General features: G+C 66.0%; 22 protein-coding genes. 18 read left to right on the forward strand and 4 right to left on the reverse strand.

The window, feature by feature from the left end:
• The first annotated feature begins 3 nt into the window (after positions 1 to 3).
• The 12 genes from rplF to Q9R17_RS12240 all read left to right on the forward strand — a co-directional run bounded on the left by rplF (position 4) and on the right by Q9R17_RS12240 (position 7,757).
• Positions 4 to 528 carry a 50S ribosomal protein L6 gene (rplF, locus tag Q9R17_RS12185; RefSeq protein ID WP_308154888.1) on the forward strand — a complete coding sequence of 175 codons (525 nt, stop codon included), beginning with the start codon at positions 4 to 6 and terminating at the stop codon, positions 526 to 528.
• 32 nt (positions 529 to 560) lie between these two features.
• Positions 561 to 914, forward strand: a complete 354-nt coding sequence (gene rplR / locus Q9R17_RS12190; RefSeq protein ID WP_308154889.1) for a 50S ribosomal protein L18 — start codon at positions 561 to 563, stop codon at positions 912 to 914.
• A 161-nt stretch (positions 915 to 1,075) separates the two neighbouring features.
• Positions 1,076 to 1,618, forward strand: a complete 543-nt coding sequence (gene rpsE / locus Q9R17_RS12195) for a 30S ribosomal protein S5 (protein WP_005415419.1) — start codon at positions 1,076 to 1,078, stop codon at positions 1,616 to 1,618.
• Positions 1,611 to 1,802, forward strand: coding sequence for a 50S ribosomal protein L30 (gene rpmD, locus Q9R17_RS12200; protein ID WP_004145412.1), 192 nt, complete (start codon positions 1,611 to 1,613; stop codon positions 1,800 to 1,802). The genes rpsE and rpmD overlap by 8 nt, the downstream gene beginning before the upstream one ends.
• Before the next feature lie 6 nt (positions 1,803 to 1,808).
• Positions 1,809 to 2,252, forward strand: coding sequence for a 50S ribosomal protein L15 (rplO, locus tag Q9R17_RS12205; RefSeq protein ID WP_308154890.1), 444 nt, complete (start codon positions 1,809 to 1,811; stop codon positions 2,250 to 2,252).
• Positions 2,253 to 2,259: 7 nt separating this feature from the next.
• Positions 2,260 to 3,627 (forward strand): preprotein translocase subunit SecY, encoded by a 1,368-nt coding sequence (gene secY / locus Q9R17_RS12210; RefSeq protein ID WP_308154891.1) that lies wholly within the window; start codon positions 2,260 to 2,262, stop codon positions 3,625 to 3,627.
• A 363-nt stretch (positions 3,628 to 3,990) separates the two neighbouring features.
• Complete coding sequence (rpsM, locus tag Q9R17_RS12215) at positions 3,991 to 4,347, forward strand: 30S ribosomal protein S13 (RefSeq protein ID WP_308154892.1); 357 nt, start codon at positions 3,991 to 3,993, stop codon at positions 4,345 to 4,347.
• 11 nt (positions 4,348 to 4,358) lie between these two features.
• Positions 4,359 to 4,748, forward strand: coding sequence for a 30S ribosomal protein S11 (rpsK, locus tag Q9R17_RS12220; protein WP_004145443.1), 390 nt, complete (start codon positions 4,359 to 4,361; stop codon positions 4,746 to 4,748).
• A gap of 15 nt (positions 4,749 to 4,763) precedes the next feature.
• Entirely contained in the window at positions 4,764 to 5,393 is a 630-nt protein-coding gene (gene rpsD / locus Q9R17_RS12225) for a 30S ribosomal protein S4 (RefSeq protein ID WP_004145446.1), read from the forward strand.
• 55 nt (positions 5,394 to 5,448) lie between these two features.
• Complete coding sequence (gene rpoA, locus Q9R17_RS12230; protein ID WP_308154893.1) at positions 5,449 to 6,447, forward strand: DNA-directed RNA polymerase subunit alpha; 999 nt, start codon at positions 5,449 to 5,451, stop codon at positions 6,445 to 6,447.
• Positions 6,448 to 6,645: 198 nt separating this feature from the next.
• A complete protein-coding gene (gene rplQ, locus Q9R17_RS12235) occupies positions 6,646 to 7,029 on the forward strand; it encodes a 50S ribosomal protein L17 (protein ID WP_308154894.1) in 384 nt (127 codons plus the stop codon).
• Between the two features lie 221 nt (positions 7,030 to 7,250).
• On the forward strand, positions 7,251 to 7,757 hold the full coding sequence (locus Q9R17_RS12240; RefSeq protein WP_308154895.1) for a disulfide bond formation protein B: 507 nt from the start codon (positions 7,251 to 7,253) through the stop codon (positions 7,755 to 7,757).
• 154 nt (positions 7,758 to 7,911) lie between these two features.
• Here Q9R17_RS12240 and Q9R17_RS12245 read toward each other — a convergent pair whose 3' ends face one another.
• Complete coding sequence (locus tag Q9R17_RS12245) at positions 7,912 to 10,038, reverse strand: TonB-dependent receptor (protein WP_308154896.1); 2,127 nt, start codon at positions 10,036 to 10,038, stop codon at positions 7,912 to 7,914.
• Positions 10,039 to 10,267: 229 nt separating this feature from the next.
• Here Q9R17_RS12245 and Q9R17_RS12250 point away from each other — a divergent pair, with 229 nt between their 5' ends.
• The gene (locus Q9R17_RS12250) at positions 10,268 to 11,656 is read left to right on the forward strand and encodes a 3-deoxy-7-phosphoheptulonate synthase class II (RefSeq protein ID WP_308154897.1); all 1,389 of its coding nucleotides are present in this window, start codon (positions 10,268 to 10,270) and stop codon (positions 11,654 to 11,656) included.
• Between the two features lie 719 nt (positions 11,657 to 12,375).
• The gene (locus tag Q9R17_RS12255) at positions 12,376 to 13,557 is read left to right on the forward strand and encodes a mechanosensitive ion channel family protein (protein WP_308154898.1); all 1,182 of its coding nucleotides are present in this window, start codon (positions 12,376 to 12,378) and stop codon (positions 13,555 to 13,557) included.
• Between the two features lie 9 nt (positions 13,558 to 13,566).
• Here Q9R17_RS12255 and Q9R17_RS12260 read toward each other — a convergent pair whose 3' ends face one another.
• From Q9R17_RS12260 to typA, 3 genes are read right to left on the reverse strand one after another with little or no spacing between them, the layout of a single operon-like run.
• Complete coding sequence (locus Q9R17_RS12260) at positions 13,567 to 15,189, reverse strand: amidase (RefSeq protein ID WP_308154899.1); 1,623 nt, start codon at positions 15,187 to 15,189, stop codon at positions 13,567 to 13,569.
• A gap of 40 nt (positions 15,190 to 15,229) precedes the next feature.
• Positions 15,230 to 15,697, reverse strand: coding sequence for a DUF2127 domain-containing protein (locus Q9R17_RS12265; protein ID WP_308154900.1), 468 nt, complete (start codon positions 15,695 to 15,697; stop codon positions 15,230 to 15,232).
• Between the two features lie 12 nt (positions 15,698 to 15,709).
• The gene (typA, locus tag Q9R17_RS12270; RefSeq protein ID WP_308154901.1) at positions 15,710 to 17,557 is read right to left on the reverse strand and encodes a translational GTPase TypA; all 1,848 of its coding nucleotides are present in this window, start codon (positions 17,555 to 17,557) and stop codon (positions 15,710 to 15,712) included.
• Between the two features lie 262 nt (positions 17,558 to 17,819).
• Between typA and Q9R17_RS12275 the strand changes: the two genes are divergently transcribed.
• The 4 genes from Q9R17_RS12275 (at position 17,820) to prpE (ending at position 22,438) form a co-directional block, all read left to right on the forward strand.
• Positions 17,820 to 18,314 (forward strand): peptidylprolyl isomerase, encoded by a 495-nt coding sequence (locus tag Q9R17_RS12275; protein ID WP_308154902.1) that lies wholly within the window; start codon positions 17,820 to 17,822, stop codon positions 18,312 to 18,314.
• Between the two features lie 116 nt (positions 18,315 to 18,430).
• Positions 18,431 to 19,417, forward strand: coding sequence for a malate dehydrogenase (locus Q9R17_RS12280; protein WP_004153634.1), 987 nt, complete (start codon positions 18,431 to 18,433; stop codon positions 19,415 to 19,417).
• A 90-nt stretch (positions 19,418 to 19,507) separates the two neighbouring features.
• Positions 19,508 to 20,122, forward strand: a complete 615-nt coding sequence (locus tag Q9R17_RS12285) for an RluA family pseudouridine synthase (RefSeq protein WP_308154903.1) — start codon at positions 19,508 to 19,510, stop codon at positions 20,120 to 20,122.
• A 435-nt stretch (positions 20,123 to 20,557) separates the two neighbouring features.
• Complete coding sequence (prpE, locus tag Q9R17_RS12290; RefSeq protein ID WP_308154904.1) at positions 20,558 to 22,438, forward strand: propionate--CoA ligase; 1,881 nt, start codon at positions 20,558 to 20,560, stop codon at positions 22,436 to 22,438.
• Positions 22,439 to 22,440: the final 2 nt, after the last annotated feature.

Genomic DNA, 22,440 nt, shown 5'->3' on the forward strand with positions numbered 1-22,440 from the left:
ACTATGTCCCGCGTAGCCAAGAAGCCCGTCGACCTGGGCAAGGTTGAACTGAACGTCCAGTCCGAATCCGTCACCGTCAAGGGCCCGAAGGGCACCCTGTCGCTGCCGAAGCCGGCCGGCATTGCCATCAACGTCGACAACGGCGTTGCCACCCTGAGCACCGAAAACGCCGACCTGGTCGCGCTGACCGGTACCGTCCGCGCGATCCTGGCCAACATGGTCAAGGGCGTGTCCGAAGGCTTCGAGCGCAAGCTGGAGCTGGTGGGCGTCGGTTACCGTGCCGCCATGCAGGGCAAGGACCTGAGCCTGTCGCTCGGTTTCTCGCACCCGGTGGTGTTCGTGGCGCCGGAAGGCATCACCCTGTCCACCCCGACCCAGACCGAGATCCTGGTCCAGGGCGCCGACAAGCAGGTCGTTGGTGAAGTCGCTGCCAAGATCCGTGCGTTCCGCAAGCCGGAACCGTACAAGGGCAAGGGCGTGAAGTACTCCGACGAAGTCATCATTCGCAAGGAAGCCAAGAAGGCCTAATTAGGACCTTCCGCTTTCCAGGGAAAAAGATCATGAACAAGAACATCGCCCGCCTGCGTCGCGCCAAGTCGACCCGCGCCCACATCCGTGAGCTCGGCGTCGCCCGCCTGTCGGTGCTGCGCACCGGCCAGCACCTGTACGCGCAGGTCTTCACCGCCGACGGCTCGAAGGTGCTGGCTGCCGCCAACACCACCCAGGCCGACGTCAAGGAAGGTCTGGCCAGCGGCAAGAACGCTGAAGCTGCCGCCAAGGTCGGCCGCATCGTTGCCGAGCGCGCCAAGGCCGCCGGCATCGAGAAGGTTGCCTTCGATCGTTCGGGTTACCGTTACCACGGCCGCATCAAGGCCCTGGCTGACGCTGCCCGCGAAGCCGGCCTGCAGTTCTAAGGGATAAGGGAAGGGGCCTTGATGGCCTCTTCCCGCCTGCCCGCCGGCCAGGGGATGGCCGGACGGCGCCGCTCTTCTGCAGCGGCTGTCCGGAACAGCGCAACACGCCACAACCATAAGCGGCCCCGAGCCGTACATACCCAAACAACCAAGGAATCAACATGGCAGAAGAGCGTCAGCAGCGGGGTCGCGATCGCGACCGTAACCGCGAAGAAAAGATCGACGACGGCATGATCGAAAAGCTGGTCGCGGTCAACCGCGTCAGCAAGACCGTCAAGGGTGGCCGCCAGTTCACCTTCACCGCCCTGACCGTGGTCGGCGACGGCGAAGGCAAGGTCGGTTTCGGCTACGGCAAGGCCCGTGAAGTCCCGGTCGCCATCCAGAAGTCGATGGAGCAGGCTCGCAAGAACCTGGTCAGCGTCGACCTGAACAACGGCACCCTGTGGCACACCATCAAGGATGGCCACGGCGCTGCACGCGTGTTCATGCAGCCGGCGTCCGAAGGTACCGGCGTCATCGCCGGCGGCGCCATGCGCGCTGTGCTGGAAGCGGTGGGCGTGAAGAACGTGCTGGCCAAGGCCACCGGTTCGCGCAACCCGATCAACCTGGTGCGTGCCACCGTGAAGGGCCTGACCGCGGCACAGTCGCCGGCCCGCATCGCGGCCAAGCGCGGCAAGAAGGTGGAGGAACTCAACCATGGCTAATGAGTCCAACAAGACTGTGAAGGTCCGCCTGGTGCGTGGCCTGCGTGGTGCCCAGTCGCGTCACCGCCTGTCGGTGCGTGCCCTGGGTCTGAACAAGCTCAACGATGTGCGTGAACTGAAGGACAGCCCGCAGGTTCGCGGTCTGATCAACACCGTTCACTACCTCGTCAAGGTTGAGGAGTAATCGATCATGACTCTGCGTCTCAATGAACTGAGCCCGGCACCGGGCGCCCGCACCGAGCGCACCCGCGTCGGTCGCGGTATCGGCTCGGGCCTGGGCAAGACTGCCGGCCGCGGCCACAAGGGTTCGTTCGCCCGTAAGGGTGGCGGCAAGATCAAGGCTGGCTTCGAAGGCGGCCAGACCCCCATGCAGCGTCGTCTGCCGAAGATCGGCTTCCGTTCGCCGATCGCCAAGGACACCGCTGAAGTGCTGCTGTACCAGCTGGACAAGCTGCCGGCCGGCGAGATCGACTTCGCTGCCCTGCGTGCGGCCAAGCTGGTTCCGAGCACCGCCAAGAAGGCCAAGGTCGTCGTCAAGGGCGAACTGACCAAGGCGTTCACCCTGAAGGGTATTGCTGCCACGGCCGGTGCCAAGGCCGCGATCGAAGCTGCCGGCGGCAGCGTAACGGAGTAAGAAAATCATGGCGCAAGCTGGCATCGGTAACCTCGCGGGCGGAATGGGCAAGTTCACCGAACTTCGCCAACGTTTGCTGTTCGTCGTCGGGGCTTTGATCGTCTATCGCATCGGCTGCTACGTGCCGGTGCCGGGCGTCAACCCCGATGCCATGCTTGCCATGATGCAACAGCAGGGCGGCGGCATCGTGGACATGTTCAACATGTTCTCGGGCGGCGCCCTGCACCGTTTCAGCATCTTCGCGCTGAACGTGATGCCGTACATCTCGGCATCGATCGTGATGCAGCTGGCCGTGCACATCTTCCCCGCCCTGAAGGCGATGCAGAAGGAAGGTGAGTCCGGCCGCCGCAAGATCACCCAGTATTCGCGCATCGGCGCCGTGCTGCTGGCGGTGGTGCAGGGCGGTTCGATCGCCCTGGCCCTGCAGGGCCAGGTGTCGCCGACCGGCGCGCCGGTCGTTTACGCGCCGGGCATGGGCTTCGTGCTCACCGCCGTGGTCGCACTGACCGCCGGCACCATGTTCCTGATGTGGGTCGGTGAGCAGGTCACCGAGCGCGGCATCGGCAATGGCGTCTCGCTGATCATCTTCGCCGGTATCGTGGCGGGCCTGCCGGGTGCGGTCATCCACACCTTCGACGCCTACCGTGACGGCAACATCCAGTTCATCCAGCTGCTGGTCATCGCGATCGTGGTGCTGGCCTTCACCTTCTTCGTGGTGTTCGTCGAACGCGGCCAGCGCCGCATTACGGTGAACTACGCACGTCGCCAGGGCGGCCGCAACGCGTACATGAACCAGACCTCGTTCCTGCCGCTGAAGCTGAACATGGCGGGCGTGATCCCGGCCATCTTCGCCTCCAGCCTGCTGGCCTTCCCGGCCACCCTGGCCATGTGGTCCGGCCAGGCGGCCAACCAGAGCACGTTCGGCCAGACCCTGCAGAAGGTCGCCAACGCCCTGGGTCCGGGCGAGCCGCTGCACATGATCGTGTTCGCCGCGCTGATCACCGGTTTCGCGTTCTTCTATACCGCGCTGGTGTTCAACTCGCAGGAAACCGCCGACAACCTGAAGAAGTCCGGTGCGCTGATTCCGGGCATCCGTCCGGGCAAGGCCACCGCCGATTACATCGACGGCGTGCTGACCCGCCTGACCGCTGCAGGTTCGGCTTACCTGGTGATCGTCTGCCTGTTGCCGGAACTGATGCGCACGCAGCTGAACGCCTCGTTCTACTTCGGCGGCACCTCGCTGCTGATCGTGGTGGTGGTGGTGATGGACTTCATCGCCCAGGTGCAGGCGCACCTGATGTCCCATCAGTACGAAAGCCTGCTGAAGAAGGCCAACCTGAAGGGTGGCAACCGCGGCGGTTTTGCCCGCGGCTGATTGGCCTGTTATACTTTCGTCTTCCTGACGTGATGGTCCTCCGCTTCGCGGACCCCGGCCACACAAACGAAGGGCGGCCCCCGCAGCGGTTCCGGGTGGGGGTGAGATCGGGTCGTCCCGCGCGGGAGTAGCGCGGGCGGCACCGGAAGAGGGCCCGAAAGGGTGTTCTTTCCGGGGTCAACCTGATCCGGCGCCGGAGCCTGGGCACACTCCCCAGGCCGGGTTCATGAAACCTCTGGTTTCACGGGCTTCCATGTAAACCGGAACCTTGTTAGTATCGCTAGTTCACTTTTTTGATCCATCCTGCCGGATTGGCGCGCCCGCGGTGCGCTGCCGGCCATCACTCAGCTGGAGAACCGCGTCATGGCGCGTATTGCAGGCGTCAACCTGCCAGCCCAGAAGCATGTCTGGGTCGGGTTGCAAAGCATTTACGGCATCGGCCGTACCCGTTCGAAGAAGGTCTGCGAAGCCGCAGGCGTCACTTCGACCACCAAGATCCGCGATCTGTCGGAGCCGGAAATCGAGCGCCTGCGCGCTGAAGTCGGCAAGTACATCGTGGAAGGCGATCTGCGCCGTGAAATCGGCATCGCGATCAAGCGCCTGATGGACCTGGGCTGCTACCGCGGCCTGCGTCACCGTCGTGGCCTCCCGCTGCGTGGCCAGCGCACCCGTACCAACGCCCGCACCCGCAAGGGTCCGCGCAAGGCGATCAAGAAGTAAGGGACTGAGAAATGGCTAAGCCCGCTGCTAAGACCAAGAAGAAGATCAAGCGCGTCGTCACCGACGGCGTTGCCCACGTCCACGCTTCGTTCAACAACACCATCGTGACCATCACCGACCGTCAGGGCAACGCTCTGTCGTGGGCGACCTCCGGTGGCGCTGGCTTCCGCGGTTCGCGCAAGTCGACCCCGTTCGCTGCCCAGGTGGCTGCTGAAAAGGCCGGTCGTGCTGCGCTGGACTACGGCGTGAAGTCGCTGGAAGTCCGCATCAAGGGCCCGGGTCCGGGCCGTGAGTCGGCCGTGCGTTCGCTGAACAACGTCGGCTACAAGATCACCAACATCATCGACGTGACGCCCATCCCGCACAACGGGTGCCGTCCGCCGAAGAAGCGTCGCGTCTAAAGGGAGCGATAAGAAATGGCTCGTTATATCGGTCCTACCTGTAAGCTCGCCCGCCGCGAAGGCGCCGACCTGTCCCTGAAGAGCCCGGCCCGTGCGCTGGACTCCAAGTGCAAGCTGGAGCAGAAGCCCGGCCAGCACGGCGCGACCGCCCGCAAGGGCAAGCTGTCCGACTACGCCACCCAGCTGCGCGAAAAGCAGAAGGTCAAGCGTATCTACGGTCTGCTGGAGCGTCAGTTCCGCAACTACTACAAGAAGGCCTCGACCAAGAAGGGCAACACCGGCGAGAACCTGCTGCAGCTGCTGGAAACCCGCCTGGACAACGTTGTCTACCGCATGGGCTTCGCCGTGACCCGTCCGGCTGCCCGTCAGCTGGTGTCGCACCGCGGCGTCACCGTGAATGGCAAGTCGGTCAACCTGGCTTCGTACCAGGTCAAGGCTGGCGACGCCATCGCTCTGTCCGAAAAGGCTGCCAAGCAGCTGCGCGTCCAGGAAGCCCTGACCGTCGCCGCCCAGCATGACCTGAGCCCGTCGTGGGTCGAAGTGGATTCCGGCAAGTTCACCGGCATCTTCAAGGCTGTTCCGGATCGTTCGGACCTGCCTGCGGACATCAACGAAGCGCTGATCGTCGAGCTGTATTCGAAGTAATTCACATTGGAGAGCCCCCGGCGACGGCCGGGGGTTCACTAGGAGAACCCGCAACATGACGGTTACCGCCAACCAGGTTCTGCGTCCTCGCGGTCCGCAGATCGAACGCCTTACCGACACCCGTGCAAAGGTCGTGATCGAACCTTTGGAGCGGGGTTACGGGCATACGCTGGGCAACGCCCTGCGTCGCGTGCTGCTGTCGTCCATCCCGGGCTTCGCCATCACGGAAGTCGAAATCGACGGCGTGTTGCATGAGTACACCACGGTCGAAGGTCTGCAGGAGGACGTGCTGGAAGTCCTGCTGAACCTGAAGGACGTGGCCATCCGTATGCACTCCGGCGACAGCGCCACCCTGTCCCTGTCCAAGCAGGGCCCGGGCGTTGTCACCGCTGCCGACATCAAGGTCGACCACAATGTGGAGATCCTGAACGGCGAGCATGTCATCTGCCACCTGACCAAGGACACGGCAGTCAACATGCGTCTGAAGATCGAGCGTGGTTTCGGCTACCAGCCGGCCGCTGCCCGTCGTCGTCCGGACGAAGAAACCCGCGCCATCGGCCGTCTGGTCCTGGATGCCTCGTTCTCGCCGGTCCGCCGCGTCGCCTATGCCGTGGAAGCGGCCCGCGTCGAACAGCGTACCGACCTGGACAAGCTGGTCATCGATATCGAGACCAACGGCACCATCGATGCCGAGGAAGCCGTGCGCACCGCCGCCGACATCCTCAGCGACCAGCTGTCGGTGTTCGGTGACTTCACCCACCGCGACCGCGGTGCGGCCAAGCCGGCCAACAACGGCGTGGATCCGGTGCTGCTGCGCCCGATCGACGACTTGGAACTGACCGTGCGTTCGGCCAACTGCCTGAAGGCGGAAAGCATCTACTACATCGGCGATCTGATCCAGAAGACCGAAGTGGAGCTGCTGAAGACCCCGAACCTGGGCAAGAAGTCGCTCACCGAAATCAAGGAAGTGCTGGCCCAGCGTGGCCTGTCGCTTGGCATGAAGCTGGAGAACTGGCCGCCGGCCGGTATCGCCAGCCACGGCATGCTGGGCTGATAAGCCCCCTGCTGTACCGGCAGGCTCCACCGCCCGCGGTGGGGCCTGCTGTTGATTCACCAAACACGCCACGACGAACCCCAGGTTCGCGGGCCGGTCGTCCAGGAGGGATGGCCAGGACCAACCGCAGTCCGTGCAGCAACGCCAGGAAGGCGACAACGATCCACACAGCCTCACCCTTAACCAAGGAATATCACCATGCGTCACCAGAAGTCTGGCCGTAAGTTCAGCCGTACCAGCGCCCACCGCGAAGCGATGTTCAAGAACATGGCCGCCTCGCTGTTCAAGCACGAGCTGATCAAGACCACCCTGCCGAAGGCCAAGGAACTGCGCCGCGTTGCCGAGCCGCTGATCACCCTGGCCAAGGTCGACTCCGTCGCCAACCGCCGCCTGGCCTTCGCCCGCCTGCGTGACAAGGAGGCCGTGGGCCACCTGTTCACCACCCTGGGCCCGCGCTACGCGACCCGTCCGGGCGGCTACCTGCGCCTGCTGAAGTGCGGCTTCCGCGCCGGCGACAACGCGCCGATGGCCTACGTCGAGCTGGTCGACCGTCCGGCCGTGGCCGAGGAAGTGGCCGAGTAATCGGACCGTTCCAACGCGACACAGCGAAAGCCCGGCCTCTGCCGGGCTTTTGCGTTCTGGCAGCGCCGGGCCATGCCCGGCGTTTCCTTTTCCGCCATGCTCGCCGGGCGTGCTCCGGCGCTGTCCATGAGCCACATCGTTCCGACAGGCGTGCCGTGTGGCGGTTCGAACGGGGCAGTGTCTCGGTTACGCTTGCCATCCGAACCCTTCGAGCGTTGCCGATGAATCCTCTGCGCTGGCCCTTCCGCGCCCAGTTCCTGCTGGGCTTCCTGATCTGCGCGGGCCTGCTCGGCTACGCGATCTTCCTGCAGTTGAAAATGGGCCTGGAGCCGTGCCCGCTGTGCATCTTCCAGCGGCTGGCGTTCGCTGCGCTGGGGCTGCTGTTCCTGATCGGTGCACTGCACGGGCCGTCCAACCGCCCGGGGCGTGCGACCTACGGCATCCTGGCCTTCATCGCGGCCGGCGTGGGCATCGGCATCGCCGCGCGCCATGTCTATGTGCAGCTGCTGCCGCCGGAAATGGGCTCCACCTGCGGCCCGCCGCTGAGCTTCCTGAGCGAGACGATGGGGCCGTTCGAGGTGTTCCGCACGGTGCTGACCGGTACCGGCAACTGCGGCAACATCGACTGGACCTTCCTGGGCCTGACCATGCCGATGTGGAGCCTGGTGTGGTTCTCGGTGCTGGCGCTGTGGGCGCTGGTGGTGTCGCTGCGCAAGGTCGGGCGCTGAGAATGGAACGGGGCCGGCGGCCTCTGCAGTGCAGAGGTGTCCGGCCCCGTTTACAGCCACGCATGGCGTGGCTCTACCTGGGGGAGGATTCCTTTCCGTTCGCAGCCACGCATGGTGTGGCTCTACGGTGGGCGTCGCCAGTGTGGGGCGCTGCTTAGAAGTCCTGCTGCAGGCTCAGGTAGGCGCCACGGCGCGGGCCCCACTGCGGGGCGAACACGCCGATGCCGCCGCCGTCACGCAGCTGGTAGCTGCGGTCCAGTGCATTGATCACCGCCAGCTGCACGTGCAGCGGGTGGCCGCTGTCGGCGTTGAAGTCGTGGCCGGCACTGAGGTTCACCTGCAGGTAGGATGGCAGTTCACCGCCGTTGGGCACGCCCTCGATGTCCGACCGCAGGCCGCTGCCGTACACGTAGTTGGCGCCGATGCGGTTGTGGCCGGCGAAGGCATAGCTGATGCCACCGGACGAGGTCAGCTTCTGGTCGTGGTCCAGGTGGATCCAGTTGTCCTGCACGTACACCAGGGCATCCGGGTCGAGGTTGTACTGGCTGGTGATGACCTGCTTGCCCATCGCCTTGTTGTAGGCAGCATTGAAGTAGGCACTGAACGGGCCATTGTTGTAGTCGGCACTGAACTCCACGCCGTGGATGTGGCCGTAGCGGTAGTTGAACGTGGAGTAGATGTAGGCCGCGCCGAACTGGCCTTCATCCTGCAGGCGGTCGACGCGGCGGTCGTACGCATCCAGGCCCAGGGTCAGGTGCTCGCCGATGCGCTGTGACACGCCCAGATCGTAATAGTCACTGCGCTCGGACAGCGGCGTGTTGTTGCCGATGGCCGGCTGCTGGTTGGTGGTGCCGTCGTACAGGGCGATGTCGCTGCTGGCGATCAGCTCGCTGGCCGGCGGGGTGAAGTAGCGCGAGTAGCCGGCATGCACGGTGGTGCTGTCGGTGGCGTTCCAGACCACGCCCAGGCGCGGGCTGAGCTGGCCTTCGGTACGGCCGAAGGCCTTGAAACGGTCACCACGCAGGCCGTAGTTGACGGTCCAGTCATCGCCGATGCGCCACTCGTCCTGCACGTACACCGCTGCGGTGCTGGCGTGGAAGGCGTTGCGGTCGGGAATCAGCAGCGGCGTGGTGCTGGCCTGGTTGCCATCGCCATCGACCGGGAACACCCAGCTGTTGTTGCTGGCGGTGGCGTTCTCGTAGTTGCCGTAGACGCCATAGCGCAACGTGTGGTTCTGCCCCAGCGGGGTGGAGAAGTCGGCCTGCAGGGTGTTGGCGCGGTTGCTGCGGCGGACCTGCGAGGCCACGCCACTGAACACCAGGTCGCCGGCGATGTCCGGGTTGAACGCCACGTCGCTGTAACGCTGGCCGGCCGAGACCTGGTAGGCGGTATCGCCCAGCGTGCCCTGCAGGACCAGCATGCCGAAGCGGGTGGTTTCGCGCTGGGTTTCATCCAGCTGGCTGGAATCGAACGTGGTCGTGTCCAGGTAGCCGAACTGCGGGGTCTGCCCCGGGTTGACCGGAATCTGGAAGCGGTTGTTGGCAAAGCCGGCGAACACGCTCAGGCGGGTGTTCTCGTTGACCAGGTAGGTCAGGTCGGCGAACGCCTTGCCCTGGTGGGTGTCGTCATGCAGCGGCTTGCGGGTGTTGGTCGGGTTTTCCAGGCCGACGTCGTTCTGGTCGTAGTTGCCGGTCATGAACCAGCTCCAGCGCCCCTGGCTGCCCCACCAGGAGGCATTCGGATTGACCTTGCCGAACGAGCCGGCGGTGATGCCGGCGCTGCCACCGTTGCCCAGTTCGCTGCCGCTGCGGGTGGTGATGTCCACCACGGCGGCGGTGCGCTCGCCGAACTGTGCCGGCAGGGCGCCGTCCATCAGGCGGATGCTCTTGATGGTGCGCGCGTCCAGGGTCTGGCCGAAGCCGGAGATCGATTCGGGCAGCAGCACGCCATTGATGCGGTACTGCAGGTTGGCGTGGTCGCCACGCACATGCACGCCGCCGTAGGAATCCTGGACGACGCCCGGGGCCTGCAGCAGCACCTGGCTGAGGGGCGTGGAGGCGCCCAGCGGCTGGTTCTTGATGTCCTCGGCGGTGATCTCGTACTGGCTGCTGCCGATATCCGGCGACAGTGCATTGCGGGCCTGGTCGAGCTGGGCGGTGACCGTGACTGCGTCGAGGTCCTTGACGGCGCTCGTTGAGGCGTCGGCGGCCAGGGCCAGCGACGGCAGGCTGGCCAGGGCCAGGGCGAAGGTGATGCCGGAAGCGAGCAGGGTGGGCTTCATGGGGGCGGGGGCGGAATGCCTGGCAAGGGAAGGGGGAGGGTCGGGTGAGTGGTTTGGTTAGGTTATTACGTAACAAATCATGCGCCTGTCCCGGTCACTGTGACCATGCGGTTTCTGGCCGATTGCACGGATCTTTCCGGGCCGTTCAGGCAAGTGGAGATGACGGGCGGGCCTTTGCGCCACGGGCCCGCTCTGCGACCATGAGCCTCCCCACCCCCGGAAGCCTGCAATGAGCCTGTCCGCTGCGCCCACGCCCCCAACCGCCACGACCGCCGTCGATGCCACCTGGTCGCCGGAAAGCTGGCGTGGCAGGACGGCCCTGCAGATGCCGACCTATCCCGATCCGCTGGCGCTGGATGCGGCCCTGCATGAGCTCAAGCGGCTGCCGCCGCTGGTGACTTCCTGGGAGATCCTGGCGCTGAAGCAGCAGCTGGCCGATGCGCAGGAGGGCAAGCGTTTCCTGCTGCAGGGCGGTGACTGCGCGGAAAACTTCGCCGACTGCGAATCGGGCACCATTTCCAACCGGCTCAAGGTGCTGCTGCAGATGAGCCTGGTGCTGGTGCACGGCCTGCGCAAGCCGGTCATCCGCGTTGGCCGCTTTGCCGGCCAGTACGCCAAGCCGCGTTCGGCCGATACCGAGACCCGCGACGGGGTGACGCTGCCCAGCTATCGCGGAGACGTGATCAACGCGCCGGCGTTCACCGAAGCGGCACGCCAGCCCGACCCGCGGCGGATGCTGCAGGCCCACGCCCATTCGGCGATGACGATGAACTTCGTGCGGGCGCTGATCGATGGCGGCTTCGCCGACCTGCACCATCCCGAGTACTGGAACCTGGACTGGGTGCGGCATTCGCCGCTGGCGGCCGAGTACCAGAAGATGGTGGCGTCGATCGGCGATGCCGTGCACTTCATGGAAACCCTGGCCGGGGTGCGCGTGCACAACCTCAACCGCATCGATTTCTACACCTCGCATGAAGCGCTGCTGCTGCCCTACGAGCAGGCGTTGACCCGGCAGGTGCCGCGCCAGCATGGCTGGTTGAACCTGAGCACGCATTACCCGTGGATCGGCATGCGCACGGCCGCCCTGGACGGCGCGCATGTGGAATACCTGCGCGGCGTGCGCAACCCGATCGCGATCAAGGTGGGGCCGTCGGTGACGCCGGACCAGCTGCTGCGGCTGATCGATGTGCTGAACCCGGACGACGAGCCGGGCCGGCTGAGTTTCATTCACCGCATGGGCGCGGCACAGATCGCCGACAAGCTGCCGCCGCTGCTGGATGCGGTCAAGCGCGATGGTCGCCGCGTGCTGTGGGTCTGCGATGCGATGCATGGCAATACCGAAAGCACCGCCAATGGCTTCAAGACGCGCCGCTTCGACAACGTGCGCAGCGAAGTGGAGCTGTCCTTCGACCTGCACGCGGCGGCCGGTACACGGCTGGGCGGCGTGCATCTGGAGCTGACCGGCGAGGACGTGACCGAATGCACCGGTGGTGCGCGTGAGTTGACCGAGCGTGACCTGGAGCGGGCGTACCGTTCCACGGTGGACCCGCGGTTGAACTACGAGCAGTCGCTGGAGATTGCGATGGCGATCGTGCGCAAGCAGGAACAGGCGCGGTAGGTTTTTTGCAGGGCTTGCAGCCCTGCACCTGCGGCAGTCAACGGCAACGGCAACGGCAAAAGCCGAAGCGGCATTCCGTGGGATGGCGGGGCGGTGTGGGTGGGCAGGACACGCCGTAAACCCCCCTCCGGGGTCCGGCCCAGCCGCTGGCGGCTGTGCGTTCGGGCGCTTGCGAAGCAGTGCTTCGCAAGCAAAGCGCCCTCACCCATGGGGGCTCGATGGCGCCATCCATGGCGCCAACGGTCCTGCTCCCCCACACCGCCCCGCCTCTGACAGTTGGCCGGTGGTTGTTGGTGGGTGCCGACCGTTGGTCGGCACATCTGTCAGATATCGAATGAATTCATCCACGCATGGCGTGGATCTACTGGCAACGCCGGCTGTTGGTAGGTGTCGACCTTGGTCGACACGATTTTTCTGTCAGATATCGATATTCAAAATTGGATCCGACCCCATTGGATCCGACCCCGTGCCGACCAACGGTCGGCACCCACCATCAGCAGCAGATTCCGACAGATCGCGGAGAACTGTCGAAGGCGGGGTGGGTCCGGTTGAGGGGGTGTGAGCGGCATGGATGCCGCGACCAAGCCCCCATGGATGGGTTTACGGCGTCCCCCTCAACCGGACTCACCCCGCCATCCTTCAGTAAACCCGCCTTTGACGTTGACGTTGACGTTTGCGGGTGCAGGGCACCAACCCTGCATACAACACGCTCATGCGCCATGCGCGACCCTGTCCATTCGCGTGTTCGAGTGGAGGTGGCAAGCGTGCATTGGCAGCACATGCAGGCCTATGCGTGGCCGTTGGGACTGGCGCTGGTGATCGGTGGCATCGGTGCCTGGGTGATCCTGTGGATCTATCACCGGCTGAAAGGGCGCGATCGGCGCCGTGCGCGCATCGGCCGTGTGCTCGGCCTGCCACTGGCCACGGCATTGCCGCTGCTGCTGCTGATTCCCGCACTGGAGGCGACGCCGTTGCAGGATCCGTTGCTGGGCAATCTGCAGCGCATTCTGCATATCAGCCTGGTCGCGTGTTTCATCTGGCTGCTGGTACGCGGTGTCAGCGCCATCGAGCGCGCCATCCTGCGCAGCAACCCGATCGACGTGGCCGACAACCTGGAAGCGCGCCGCATCCAGACCCAGACCCGTGTGCTCAGTCGGGTGATCATGGGCGGCATCATCGTCCTCGGCGCCTCGCTGGTGCTGCTGCAGTTCGACATGGTGGCGAAGATCGGTTCGGCGCTGCTGGCCTCGGCCGGCCTGATCGGCCTGGTGGCCGGCATCGCGGCCAAGCCGGTGTTCGGCAACCTGATCGCCGGGCTGCAGATCGCACTGACCCAGCCGATCCGGCTCGATGATGTCGTGATCGTGGAAGGCGAGTGGGGACGGATCGAAGAGATCACCAGCAGCTATGTGGTGGTGCGTATCTGGGACGAGCGGCGGATGGTGGTGCCGCTGACCTGGTTCATCGAGAACCCGTTCCAGAACTGGACGCGCCGCAGCGCCGACCTGCTGGGCGCTGCGTTCCTGTGGCTGGATTACCGGGCACCGATCGCCGCGATCCGCGCTGAGCTGGAGCGCATCTGCCAGGGCCAGTCGCTGTGGGATGGGCGCGTCTGCGTGACCCAGGTGACCGAGACCAGTGAGCGCACGATCCAGGTACGCCTGTTGGTCAGTGCACGCAATTCCGGTGATGCCTTCGACCTGCGCTGTCTGGTGCGTGAGCGGATGCTGGATTTCCTGGCGCGCGAACATCCGCAGGCACTGCCCCGGCTGCGCACCCGCCTGGAGCGCGCGGTGGATGCGGTGGCGGTGCGGCATCCGGCCCCGGCCGAGGTGCGTTCGCCTGGCGCCGAGGATGGCGAGGCCGCGATCCAGCCGGGGGCGCCTGCACCCGAACGGTAGCGCCTGGGATCAGGGGTCGCTGTCGTCGATCAGCGTGTCGGTGGCGAAGTGAGGGGGCTGCCGTGCGCGGGTGCGTTGTTCATAGGCATGGCCGAGTTCGATCAGCTTCGGCTCGCTCCAGGCGGTGCCCATGAACAGCAGGCCTGCCGGCAGGCCGTTGATCTGGCCCATCGGCACGCTCAGGCTCGGGTAGCCGGCCACGGCGGCGGCACTGTAGCTTTCGCCGGGGAAATCATTGCCGTTGCTGCGGATCGGCCAGGCCACGCCGGTGGTGGGGGACACCAGAGCGTCCAGGCGCTGGGACTGCAGCACCGCATCGATGCCCTCCGGCCCGGCCAGGCGGCGGGCATCGCTGCGGGCGCGGATGTAGGCCGGGTCCCCCAGCGTGCCGGTGGCGGCGGCTTTTTCCATCAGTTCCTGCCCGAACAGGCCCAGTTCCTGCGCGGCATGCTGGCGGTTGAAGGCAATCACCTGGTCCAGGGTGCGCACCGGCGCCTGGTAGGTGGCGAAGTAGCGCTCCAGCCCGGCCTTGAACTCGTACAGCAGCAGGGTCTGTTCGGCCTCGGCCCAGGCGCCCTGGGTGGGCAGTTCCACCGGCACCAGCGTGGCGCCGGCCTGGCGCATGACGGCCTCGGCCTGGCGCATCAGCGGTGCCATGCCGGGTTGCCCGCGCAGGGGGGTCTGCAGCACGCCGATGCGTGCGCCGCGCAGGCCATCGGCATTCAGGCGCGCGGTGTAGTCATAGACGGCCCGGCCGGGCATGGTCGCCGTTGCCGGGTCGGCGTCATCACGCCCGGCGATGGCGGTCAGCACCGCGGCGGCATCAGCCACGCTGCGGGCCAGCGGCCCGGCGGTGTCCTGGCTGAAGGAAATCGGGATGATGCCTTCGCGGCTGACCAGGCCGACGGTCGGCTTGAGCCCGACCACGCCGTTGACGGCGGCCGGACAGACGATGCTGCCATCGGTTTCGGTACCGATGGCCACGCTGGCCAGGTTGGCCGCCACCGCCACGGCGCTGCCGCTGCTGGACCCGCACGGCGAATGACTGAGCCGGTAAGGGTTGCGGGTCTGCCCGCCGCGCGCGCTCCAGCCGGACAGCGACGCCTCGCCACGGAAATTGGCCCATTCGCTGAGGTTGGTCTTGCCCAGGATGACGGCACCGGCCTGGCGCAGGCGGCGGACCAGGAAGGCATCACCCGGGCGGAACCCCTGCAATGCCAGCGAACCGGCACTGGTGGCCATGGGGGCGGCATTGATGTTGTCCTTGAGCAGCACCGGGATGCCGTGCAGCGGGCCGCGCAGGTGGCCGCTGCGGCGCTCGCGGTCCAGGGCCGCGGCGTCCTTCAGGGCATCGGGGTTGAGCTCGATCACGGCGCGCAGCCGGGGGCCGGTATGGTCCAGGCTGGCAATGCGTTCCAGGTAGGCGCGGGTCAGGGTGCTGCTGTCCAGCTCGCCGGCCGTCATGCGTGCCTGCAGGCTGGTGATGTCGGCTTCTGCGTACGGGAAGGGCACGTTGGCGGGGGCGGCGGCCGCAGCATGCGCCGGTGGCGTGGCCGGAACGCAGCCACCGAGGGCCGCGGACAGGGCCGCGCACGCGGCAGCGGTCAGCAGGAGGGGCAGGGATGGGCGCATGGCGGGGGGCATCGGCGGCTCCAGCCCCGCAGTGTAGCGCTCAGCGATGGCGCTTGCGGATGTCGCGCGCCAGCACGTAGACCACCAGCAGGTTGATCACCAGCACCGTCCAGGAGGGCCAGCCGGGGTGGCGGACGATGGCGTAGATGTCGAATGGCAGGTAGATGCCGGCCGAGACGCAGCCCAGCCAGGAGGCCCAGGCCTTGGCGCGCCAGAGGCCCCAGGCTTCCACCAGGTGCAGCAGGCCGTAGCCGACCATTGCGGCAGCGGCCAGATGCACCGCGTCGGGGCTGATCGCCTGCAGCAGGGAGGGCAGGGTGCCATGGTCCGGATCCAGGCTGAAACGCCGGATCAGGACCATGATGCCGTGCCGCAGCGGCTGCGGGCCGAGCACTTCCAGCCCGGTCGCAGCCAACAGCGCCAGCAGCGCCTTGCTCGCTTCGAGCAGGGCGATGGCGTGGAGACCCGGATGCTTGTGCGGATCCGGGTTGTAGCCGGGCTGGCTCACGATGACGACCGGTCAGCCTGCGCGCGAGGCCTTCTTGCGGTCGCTTTCGGTCAGGAACTTCTTGCGCAGGCGGATCTCCTTCGGGGTGATCTCGACCAGTTCGTCGTCCTCGATGAAGTCCAGGGCCTGTTCCAGCGAGTACTTGATCGCCGGGGTCAGCTGGATCGCATCGTCCTTGCCCGAAGCGCGCATGTTGGTCAGCGGCTTGGTCTTGATCGCGTTGACGGTCAGGTCGTTGTCCTTGGAGTGGATGCCGACCAGCTGGCCTTCGTACACGTTGTCGCCTTCAGCGGCGAACAGCTTGCCGCGCTCCTGCAGCGGGCCCAGCGAGTAGGCCGGCGTGGTGCCCGGCGCATTGGCGATCATCACGCCGTTGATGCGCTTGGCAATCGCGCCCTGTTCCTTCGGGCCGTAGTGGTCGAACACGTGGAACAGCAGGCCCGAACCCTGGGTCAGGGTCTTGAATTCGTTCTGGAAACCGATCAGGCCACGGGCCGGGATCGAGTATTCCAGGCGCACGCGGCCCTTGCCGTCCGGCTCCATGTTCTTCAGCTGGCCCTTGCGGGTGCCCAGCTTTTCCATCACGCCGCCCTGGTGCACTTCTTCGATGTCCACCACCAGCTGCTCGATCGGCTCCATCATCTGGCCGTCGATTTCCTTGATGATGACTTCCGGGCGCGACACGGCCAGCTCGTAGCCTTCGCGGCGCATGTTCTCGATCAGCACCGACAGGTGCAGTTCGCCACGGCCGGAAACCAGGAACTTGTCGGCGTCTTCCAGCTGTTCGACCTTCAGGGCCACGTTGTGGACCTTTTCACGGTCCAGGCGGTCCTTGATCTGGCGGCTGGTCAGGAACTTGCCACCGGACAGGTCCTTGTTGCCGGCGAACGGCGAGTTGTTGACCTGGAAGGTCATCGAGATGGTCGGCTCGTCCACGGTCAGCGCCGGCAGGGCTTCCGGGGTGTCCGGGGCGCAGATGGTGTCGGAGATGGTCAGCTCCTGGATGCCGGAGATGGCCACGATGTCACCGGCTTCGGCCGAATCCTGCTCGATGCGCTCCAGGCCCAGGAAGCCCAGCACCTGCAGCACCTTGCCGTTGCGCTTCTTGCCTTCACGGTCGATCACCGCGACCTGCATGTTCTTCTTCAGGGTGCCGCGCTGGATGCGGCCGATGCCGATCACGCCCACGAAGTTGTTGTAGTCCAGCTGGCTGATGCGCATCTGGAACGGGCCTTCCGGGTCCACTTCCGGACGCGGGGCGTGCTGCATGATCGCTTCGTACAGCGGGGTCATGTCGCCGTCGCGCACGGTGTCTTCCAGGCCGGCGTAGCCGTTCAGGGCCGAGGCGTAGACGATCGGGAAGTCCAGCTGTTCGTTGGTGGCGCCGAGCTTGTCGAACAGGTCGAACACCTGGTCGATCACCCACTCCGGACGCGAGCCCGGGCGGTCGACCTTGTTGACCACGACGATCGGCTTGAAGCCCATCGCGAAGGCCTTCTGGGTGACGAAGCGGGTCTGCGGCATCGGGCCGTCCATCGCATCGACCAGGATCAGCACGGTGTCGACCATCGACAGCACGCGCTCGACCTCACCGCCGAAGTCGGCGTGCCCGGGGGTGTCGACGATGTTGATGCGGTTCTTGACGCCGGTGCGCTTGTCTTCCCAGGTGATGGCCGTGTTCTTGGCCAGGATGGTGATGCCGCGTTCCTTTTCCTGGTCGTTGCTGTCCATCACGCGTTCGGCCAGCACGGTGCGTTCGGACAGGGTGCCGGACTGCTTCAGCAGCTGGTCGACCAGGGTGGTCTTGCCATGGTCGACGTGGGCGACGATGGCGATGTTGCGAAGATTTTCGATGGACATACGAAAGGGGGCCAGTCGGCGCCGGATTTGGAAAAAGAAGTCCAACATTATACCCGTTCGATGACGATTCGCGAAAAGGCCTGTTCAGCTGCCGCCGGGGGCCGCCCGGCGGTCCTCCCGGGACGGGGGGCGGGGCGGTGGGGCGGCGGTGCCCGGCCGGCGCCTGAAGCGTGCCTGTGCGGCCATGGTCGAAGCCGCCGCCGCCGCGAGCCGGGTGTAAACTAGGTGGCTAGACGCATCCCCATCTGCACCAAGGATATTCATGTCCCTCATCGCCACTTTCGACACCACCCAGGGCCCGATCAAGGTCGAGCTGTTCGCCGACAAGGCCCCGCTGACGGTTGCCAACTTCGTGAACCTGGTCAAGCACGGCTTCTATGACGGCCTGATCTTCCACCGCGTCATCGCCGACTTCATGATCCAGGGCGGCTGCCCGGAAGGCTCCGGCCGCGGCGGCCCGGGCTACCGTTTCGAAGACGAGACCAACAACGGCGTCAAGCACGAGGTGGGTTCGCTGTCGATGGCCAACGCCGGCCCGAACACCAACGGCAGCCAGTTCTTCATCACCCACATCAAGACCGATTGGCTGGACGGCCGCCACACCGTGTTCGGCAAGGTGCTGGAAGGCCAGGCCATCGTGGATTCGGTGAAGCAGGGCGACGTGATCCATTCGATCACCCTGGAAGGCGACACCGACGCCGTGCTGGCCGCCAAGGCCGACCGCGTGGCCGAGTGGAACAAGACCCTCGCCGCCTGATCCCCATTGAAACGGCCACCTTCGGGTGGCCGTTTGCATGATCCCCGCCGCCTGCCAGGCCTGCGTGCCACGCCCGCGGCATCGACCCCAACGCTCGCAAGCAAGAGGAAACCCCCATGAAAGCACCTGTTCGTGTTGCCGTGACCGGCGCCGCCGGCCAGATCGGCTATGCCCTGCTGTTCCGCATCGCCTCCGGCGAAATGCTGGGCAAGGACCAGCCGGTCATCCTGCAGCTGCTGGAGCTGCCGGTGGACAAGGCCCAGGCCGCCCTGAAGGGCGTGATGATGGAACTGGAAGACTGCGCCTTCCCGCTGCTGGCCGGCATGGTCGGCACCGACGACGCCGAAGTCGCCTTCAAGGATGCCGACATCGCCCTGCTGGTCGGCGCGCGTCCGCGCGGCCCGGGCATGGAGCGCAAGGACCTGCTGCTGGAAAACGCCAAGATCTTCACCGCCCAGGGCGCGGCGCTGAACAAGGTCGCCAGCCGTGACGTGAAGGTGCTGGTGGTCGGCAACCCGGCCAACACCAATGCCTACATCGCCATGAAGTCGGCCCCGGACCTGAAGCCGGAGAACTTCACCGCCATGCTGCGCCTGGACCACAACCGCGCCCTGAGCCAGCTGTCGACCAAGCTCGGCAAGCCGGTCGGTGGCATGGAGAAGCTGGTCGTGTGGGGCAACCACAGCCCGACCATGTACCCGGACTACCGTTTCGCCACCGCCGATGGTGCGTCGATCGCCGATGCGATCAACGACCAGGAGTGGAACGCCAACACCTTCATCCCGACCGTGGGCAAGCGCGGTGCGGCGATCATCGAAGCCCGTGGTTCGTCCTCGGCTGCCTCGGCCGCCAACGCCGCCATCGACCACGTGCGTGACTGGGTGCTGGGCAGCAACGGCAAGTGGGTCACCATGGGCGTGCCGTCCGACGGTTCCTACGGCATTCCGGAAGGCGTGATCTTCGGCTTCGCGGTGACCACCGAAAACGGCAAGTACACCCTGGTCAAGGATCTGCCGATCGACGACTTCAGCCAGAAGTACATCGACAAGACCCTGGCCGAGCTGGAAGAAGAGCGCGCCGGCGTCGCCCACCTGCTGGGCTGATGCAGGCGGTGCCGGCCCAGGTCGGCACAGGCTGCACTGGAACGGGGAAGCTTCGGCTTCCCCGTTTCTGTTTGAGGGATACGCACGCTGATGATCCACCTGCACTACATCGATGACGCGCTGCTGGTGGCGGAAAAGCCGGCCGGTCTGCTGTCCGTGCCCGGGCGTTCGCCGGAGAACCAGGACTGCGTGGTGGCGCGCCTGCAGGCGCTGTACCCCGATGCGCTGACCGTGCACCGGCTGGACCAGGTGACCTCCGGCCTGCTGCTGCATGCGCGCGGCAAGGCCATGCAGGCGGCGCTGTCGGCGCAGTTCGCACAGCGCACGGTGGGCAAGCGCTATGAGGCGATCGTGGAGGGGCTGCTGGATGCCGAGGCCGGCGAGGTGGACCTGCCGTTGATCGTGGACTGGCCGAACCGGCCGAAGCAGATGATCGACCACGAACGCGGCAAGCCGGCGTTGACGCGCTGGCGCGTGCTGGGCCGCGATGTCCAGGCGCAGCGCACGCGGGTGGCGCTGGAGCCGGTGACCGGCCGCAGCCATCAGCTGCGGCTGCACATGGCCAGCCTTGGCCATCCGATTGTGGGGGACGTGCTGTATGGCGCCGTGCCGGCGGCGCGTGTGCACCTGCATGCGTGCGCGCTGGCGTTCACCCACCCGGTGACGGGTGCCGCGCTGGCGTTCGAGTCCGCGGCGCCGTTCTAAGGGGGCGGCAGGGCTGCGCCCCACCTCTGACAGATCTCCGGCGTCTGGTAGATCCACGCCATGCGTGGATGCTTTTCGGTGAATCATCGAAATATTCGATTTCGATTGGCATTGATCCACGCATGGCGTGGATCTACCAACGGATTGCGACCAACTGTCGAAGGCGGGGTGGGTCCGGTTGAGGGGGTGTGAGCGGCATGGATGCCGCGACCAAGCCCCCATGGACGGGTTTACGGCGTCCCCCTCAACCGGATCCGCCTCGCCAACACACAGGAAGCCAGCTTTTGACGTTGACGTTGATGTTGCTTGAGGCTTCGGCAGGTGCAGGGCGGCAGCCCTGCAGAACAAAACCCCACCCCCTACCAAGGTAGGGCGGCCCGTGCGCCAGCCGCGCACTATGCTCGAACCCATGACTTTGTCTGGGAGGGCTGCGTCATGAACTACGAGGAAACCTACCGTCGCTCGATCGACGAGCCGGAGGCGTTCTGGGGCGAGGAGGCCAAGCGCATCTACTGGCACAAGCCACCCCAACAGGTGCTCGACTACAGCAATCCACCGTTCCGGCGCTGGTTCGTCGGGGGGGAAACCAACCTCTGCTACAACGCCGTCGATCGCCACCTGGCCAACCGCCCCGACCAGCTCGCGCTGGTGGCTATCTCCACCGAGACCCGGACCACCCGCGAGATCACCTACCGCCAGCTCTACCGCGAAGTGAACGACTTCGCCGCGGTCCTGCAGCGGCTGGGCGTCGGCCACGGTGATCGTGTGGTCATCTACATGCCCAACATGGCCGAGGCCGTGTTCGCGATGCTGGCCTGCGCGCGCATCGGTGCGGTGCACTCGGTGGTGTTCGGTGGCTTTGCCGCGCACAACCTGGCGCTGCGCATCGACGATGCCAGGCCGAAGCTGCTGATCGCCGCCGATGCCGGTATGCGCGGTGGCAAGGTCATTCCCTACAAGGCCATGGTCGACGCCGCCTGCGCCGAGGCGACCAGCCCGCCGCCGCACGTGCTGATCGTCTCGCGCGGCCTGGACCCGGCGCAGCCGCGCGTGCCCGGCCGCGATGTCGACTATGCCGAACTGCATGCGCAGGTCGGCCAGGTCGATGTGCCCGTGCAGTGGCTCGAATCGAGCGAGCCGAGCTACCTGCTCTACACCTCCGGCACCACCGGCAAGCCCAAAGGCGTGCAGCGCGATGTCGGTGGCTATGCGGTGGCGATGGCGCAGTCGATGCAGACCGTGTTCGACTGCCAGCCGGGCCAGGTGATGTTCTCCACCTCGGACGTGGGCTGGGCCGTCGGCCATTCCTACAACGTGTATGGGCCGCTGATCGGTGGTTGCACCTCGCTGCTCTATGAAGGCCTGCCGACCAACCCGGACCCGGGCATCTGGTGGGCGCTGTGCGAGCAGTACAACGTGCGCACGATGTTCTCCTCGCCCACCGCCATCCGCGTGCTGAAGAAACACGATGCCGACTTCATCCATCGCCACGACCTGGACGCGCTCAAGTACCTGTTCCTGGCGGGCGAGCCGTTGGACGAGCCGACCGCGCACTGGATCAGCGAAGCGCTGGGCAAGCCGATCATCGACAACTACTGGCAGACCGAAACCGGCTGGCCGGCGCTGACCCTGTTGCCGGGCCTGGACATGAAGCCGGTACGCTTCGGTTCGCCGGGCTTCCCCAACCTCGGCTATCGCATGAAGGTGATCGACGAGAACACCGGCGCCGAAGTCGCACCCGGGCAGAAGGGCGTGCTGGTGGTCACCCCGCCGCTGCCACCGGGTTGCATGAGCACGGTCTGGAACGACGATGCACGCTTCCTGCAGAGCTATTTCAGCCACTTCAAGGAACTGCTGTACAGCTCGCTGGACTGGGCGATCCGCGATGAGGAGGGCTACACCTTCATCCTGGGCCGTACCGACGATGTGATCAACGTGGCCGGCCATCGGCTGGGCACGCGCGAGATCGAGGAGGCCATCTCCAGCCATCCACGCGTGGCCGAAGCGGCGGTGATCGGGGTCAAGGACGAACTGAAGGGGCAGGTGCCGCTGGTGTTCGTGACCCTGCGCCAGGGCCTGAACGGTGACGACCCGGCACCGGTGGTGGCCGAGATGATGGCGGCGGTGACGGCCTCGCTCGGTGCGGTGGCACGGCCGGCCCATGTGCATGTGGTCAATGCGCTGCCCAAGACGCGCTCGGGCAAGCTGCTGCGGCGTTCGCTGCAGGCACTGGCCGAGCAGCGCGACCCCGGCGATCTGTCCACCCTGGACGATCCGGCGGCGCTGGAGGAGATCCGCCGCGCGCTGGGGCGCTGACC

This window comes from Stenotrophomonas sp. 24(2023), from assembly GCF_030913365.1.
Taxonomy (GTDB): Bacteria; Pseudomonadota; Gammaproteobacteria; order Xanthomonadales; family Xanthomonadaceae; genus Stenotrophomonas.

What these genes read in the sequence shown, in the direction of transcription:
- rplF (WP_308154888.1), top strand. Translation starts at nt 4, where the DNA reads ATGTCCCGCGTAGCCAAGAAGCCCGTCGACCTGGGCAAGGTTGAACTG.
- rplR (WP_308154889.1), top strand. Translation starts at nt 561, where the DNA reads ATGAACAAGAACATCGCCCGCCTGCGTCGCGCCAAGTCGACCCGCGCC.
- rpsE (WP_005415419.1), top strand. Translation starts at nt 1,076, where the DNA reads ATGGCAGAAGAGCGTCAGCAGCGGGGTCGCGATCGCGACCGTAACCGC.
- rpmD (WP_004145412.1), top strand. Translation starts at nt 1,611, where the DNA reads ATGGCTAATGAGTCCAACAAGACTGTGAAGGTCCGCCTGGTGCGTGGC.
- rplO (WP_308154890.1), top strand. Translation starts at nt 1,809, where the DNA reads ATGACTCTGCGTCTCAATGAACTGAGCCCGGCACCGGGCGCCCGCACC.
- secY (WP_308154891.1), top strand. Translation starts at nt 2,260, where the DNA reads ATGGCGCAAGCTGGCATCGGTAACCTCGCGGGCGGAATGGGCAAGTTC.
- rpsM (WP_308154892.1), top strand. Translation starts at nt 3,991, where the DNA reads ATGGCGCGTATTGCAGGCGTCAACCTGCCAGCCCAGAAGCATGTCTGG.
- rpsK (WP_004145443.1), top strand. Translation starts at nt 4,359, where the DNA reads ATGGCTAAGCCCGCTGCTAAGACCAAGAAGAAGATCAAGCGCGTCGTC.
- rpsD (WP_004145446.1), top strand. Translation starts at nt 4,764, where the DNA reads ATGGCTCGTTATATCGGTCCTACCTGTAAGCTCGCCCGCCGCGAAGGC.
- rpoA (WP_308154893.1), top strand. Translation starts at nt 5,449, where the DNA reads ATGACGGTTACCGCCAACCAGGTTCTGCGTCCTCGCGGTCCGCAGATC.
- rplQ (WP_308154894.1), top strand. Translation starts at nt 6,646, where the DNA reads ATGCGTCACCAGAAGTCTGGCCGTAAGTTCAGCCGTACCAGCGCCCAC.
- Q9R17_RS12240 (WP_308154895.1), top strand. Translation starts at nt 7,251, where the DNA reads ATGAATCCTCTGCGCTGGCCCTTCCGCGCCCAGTTCCTGCTGGGCTTC.
- Q9R17_RS12245 (WP_308154896.1), bottom strand. Translation starts at nt 10,038, where the DNA reads ATGAAGCCCACCCTGCTCGCTTCCGGCATCACCTTCGCCCTGGCCCTG.
- Q9R17_RS12250 (WP_308154897.1), top strand. Translation starts at nt 10,268, where the DNA reads ATGAGCCTGTCCGCTGCGCCCACGCCCCCAACCGCCACGACCGCCGTC.
- Q9R17_RS12255 (WP_308154898.1), top strand. Translation starts at nt 12,376, where the DNA reads ATGCGCGACCCTGTCCATTCGCGTGTTCGAGTGGAGGTGGCAAGCGTG.
- Q9R17_RS12260 (WP_308154899.1), bottom strand. Translation starts at nt 15,189, where the DNA reads ATGCGCCCATCCCTGCCCCTCCTGCTGACCGCTGCCGCGTGCGCGGCC.
- typA (WP_308154901.1), bottom strand. Translation starts at nt 17,557, where the DNA reads ATGTCCATCGAAAATCTTCGCAACATCGCCATCGTCGCCCACGTCGAC.
- Q9R17_RS12275 (WP_308154902.1), top strand. Translation starts at nt 17,820, where the DNA reads ATGTCCCTCATCGCCACTTTCGACACCACCCAGGGCCCGATCAAGGTC.
- Q9R17_RS12280 (WP_004153634.1), top strand. Translation starts at nt 18,431, where the DNA reads ATGAAAGCACCTGTTCGTGTTGCCGTGACCGGCGCCGCCGGCCAGATC.
- Q9R17_RS12285 (WP_308154903.1), top strand. Translation starts at nt 19,508, where the DNA reads ATGATCCACCTGCACTACATCGATGACGCGCTGCTGGTGGCGGAAAAG.
- prpE (WP_308154904.1), top strand. Translation starts at nt 20,558, where the DNA reads ATGAACTACGAGGAAACCTACCGTCGCTCGATCGACGAGCCGGAGGCG.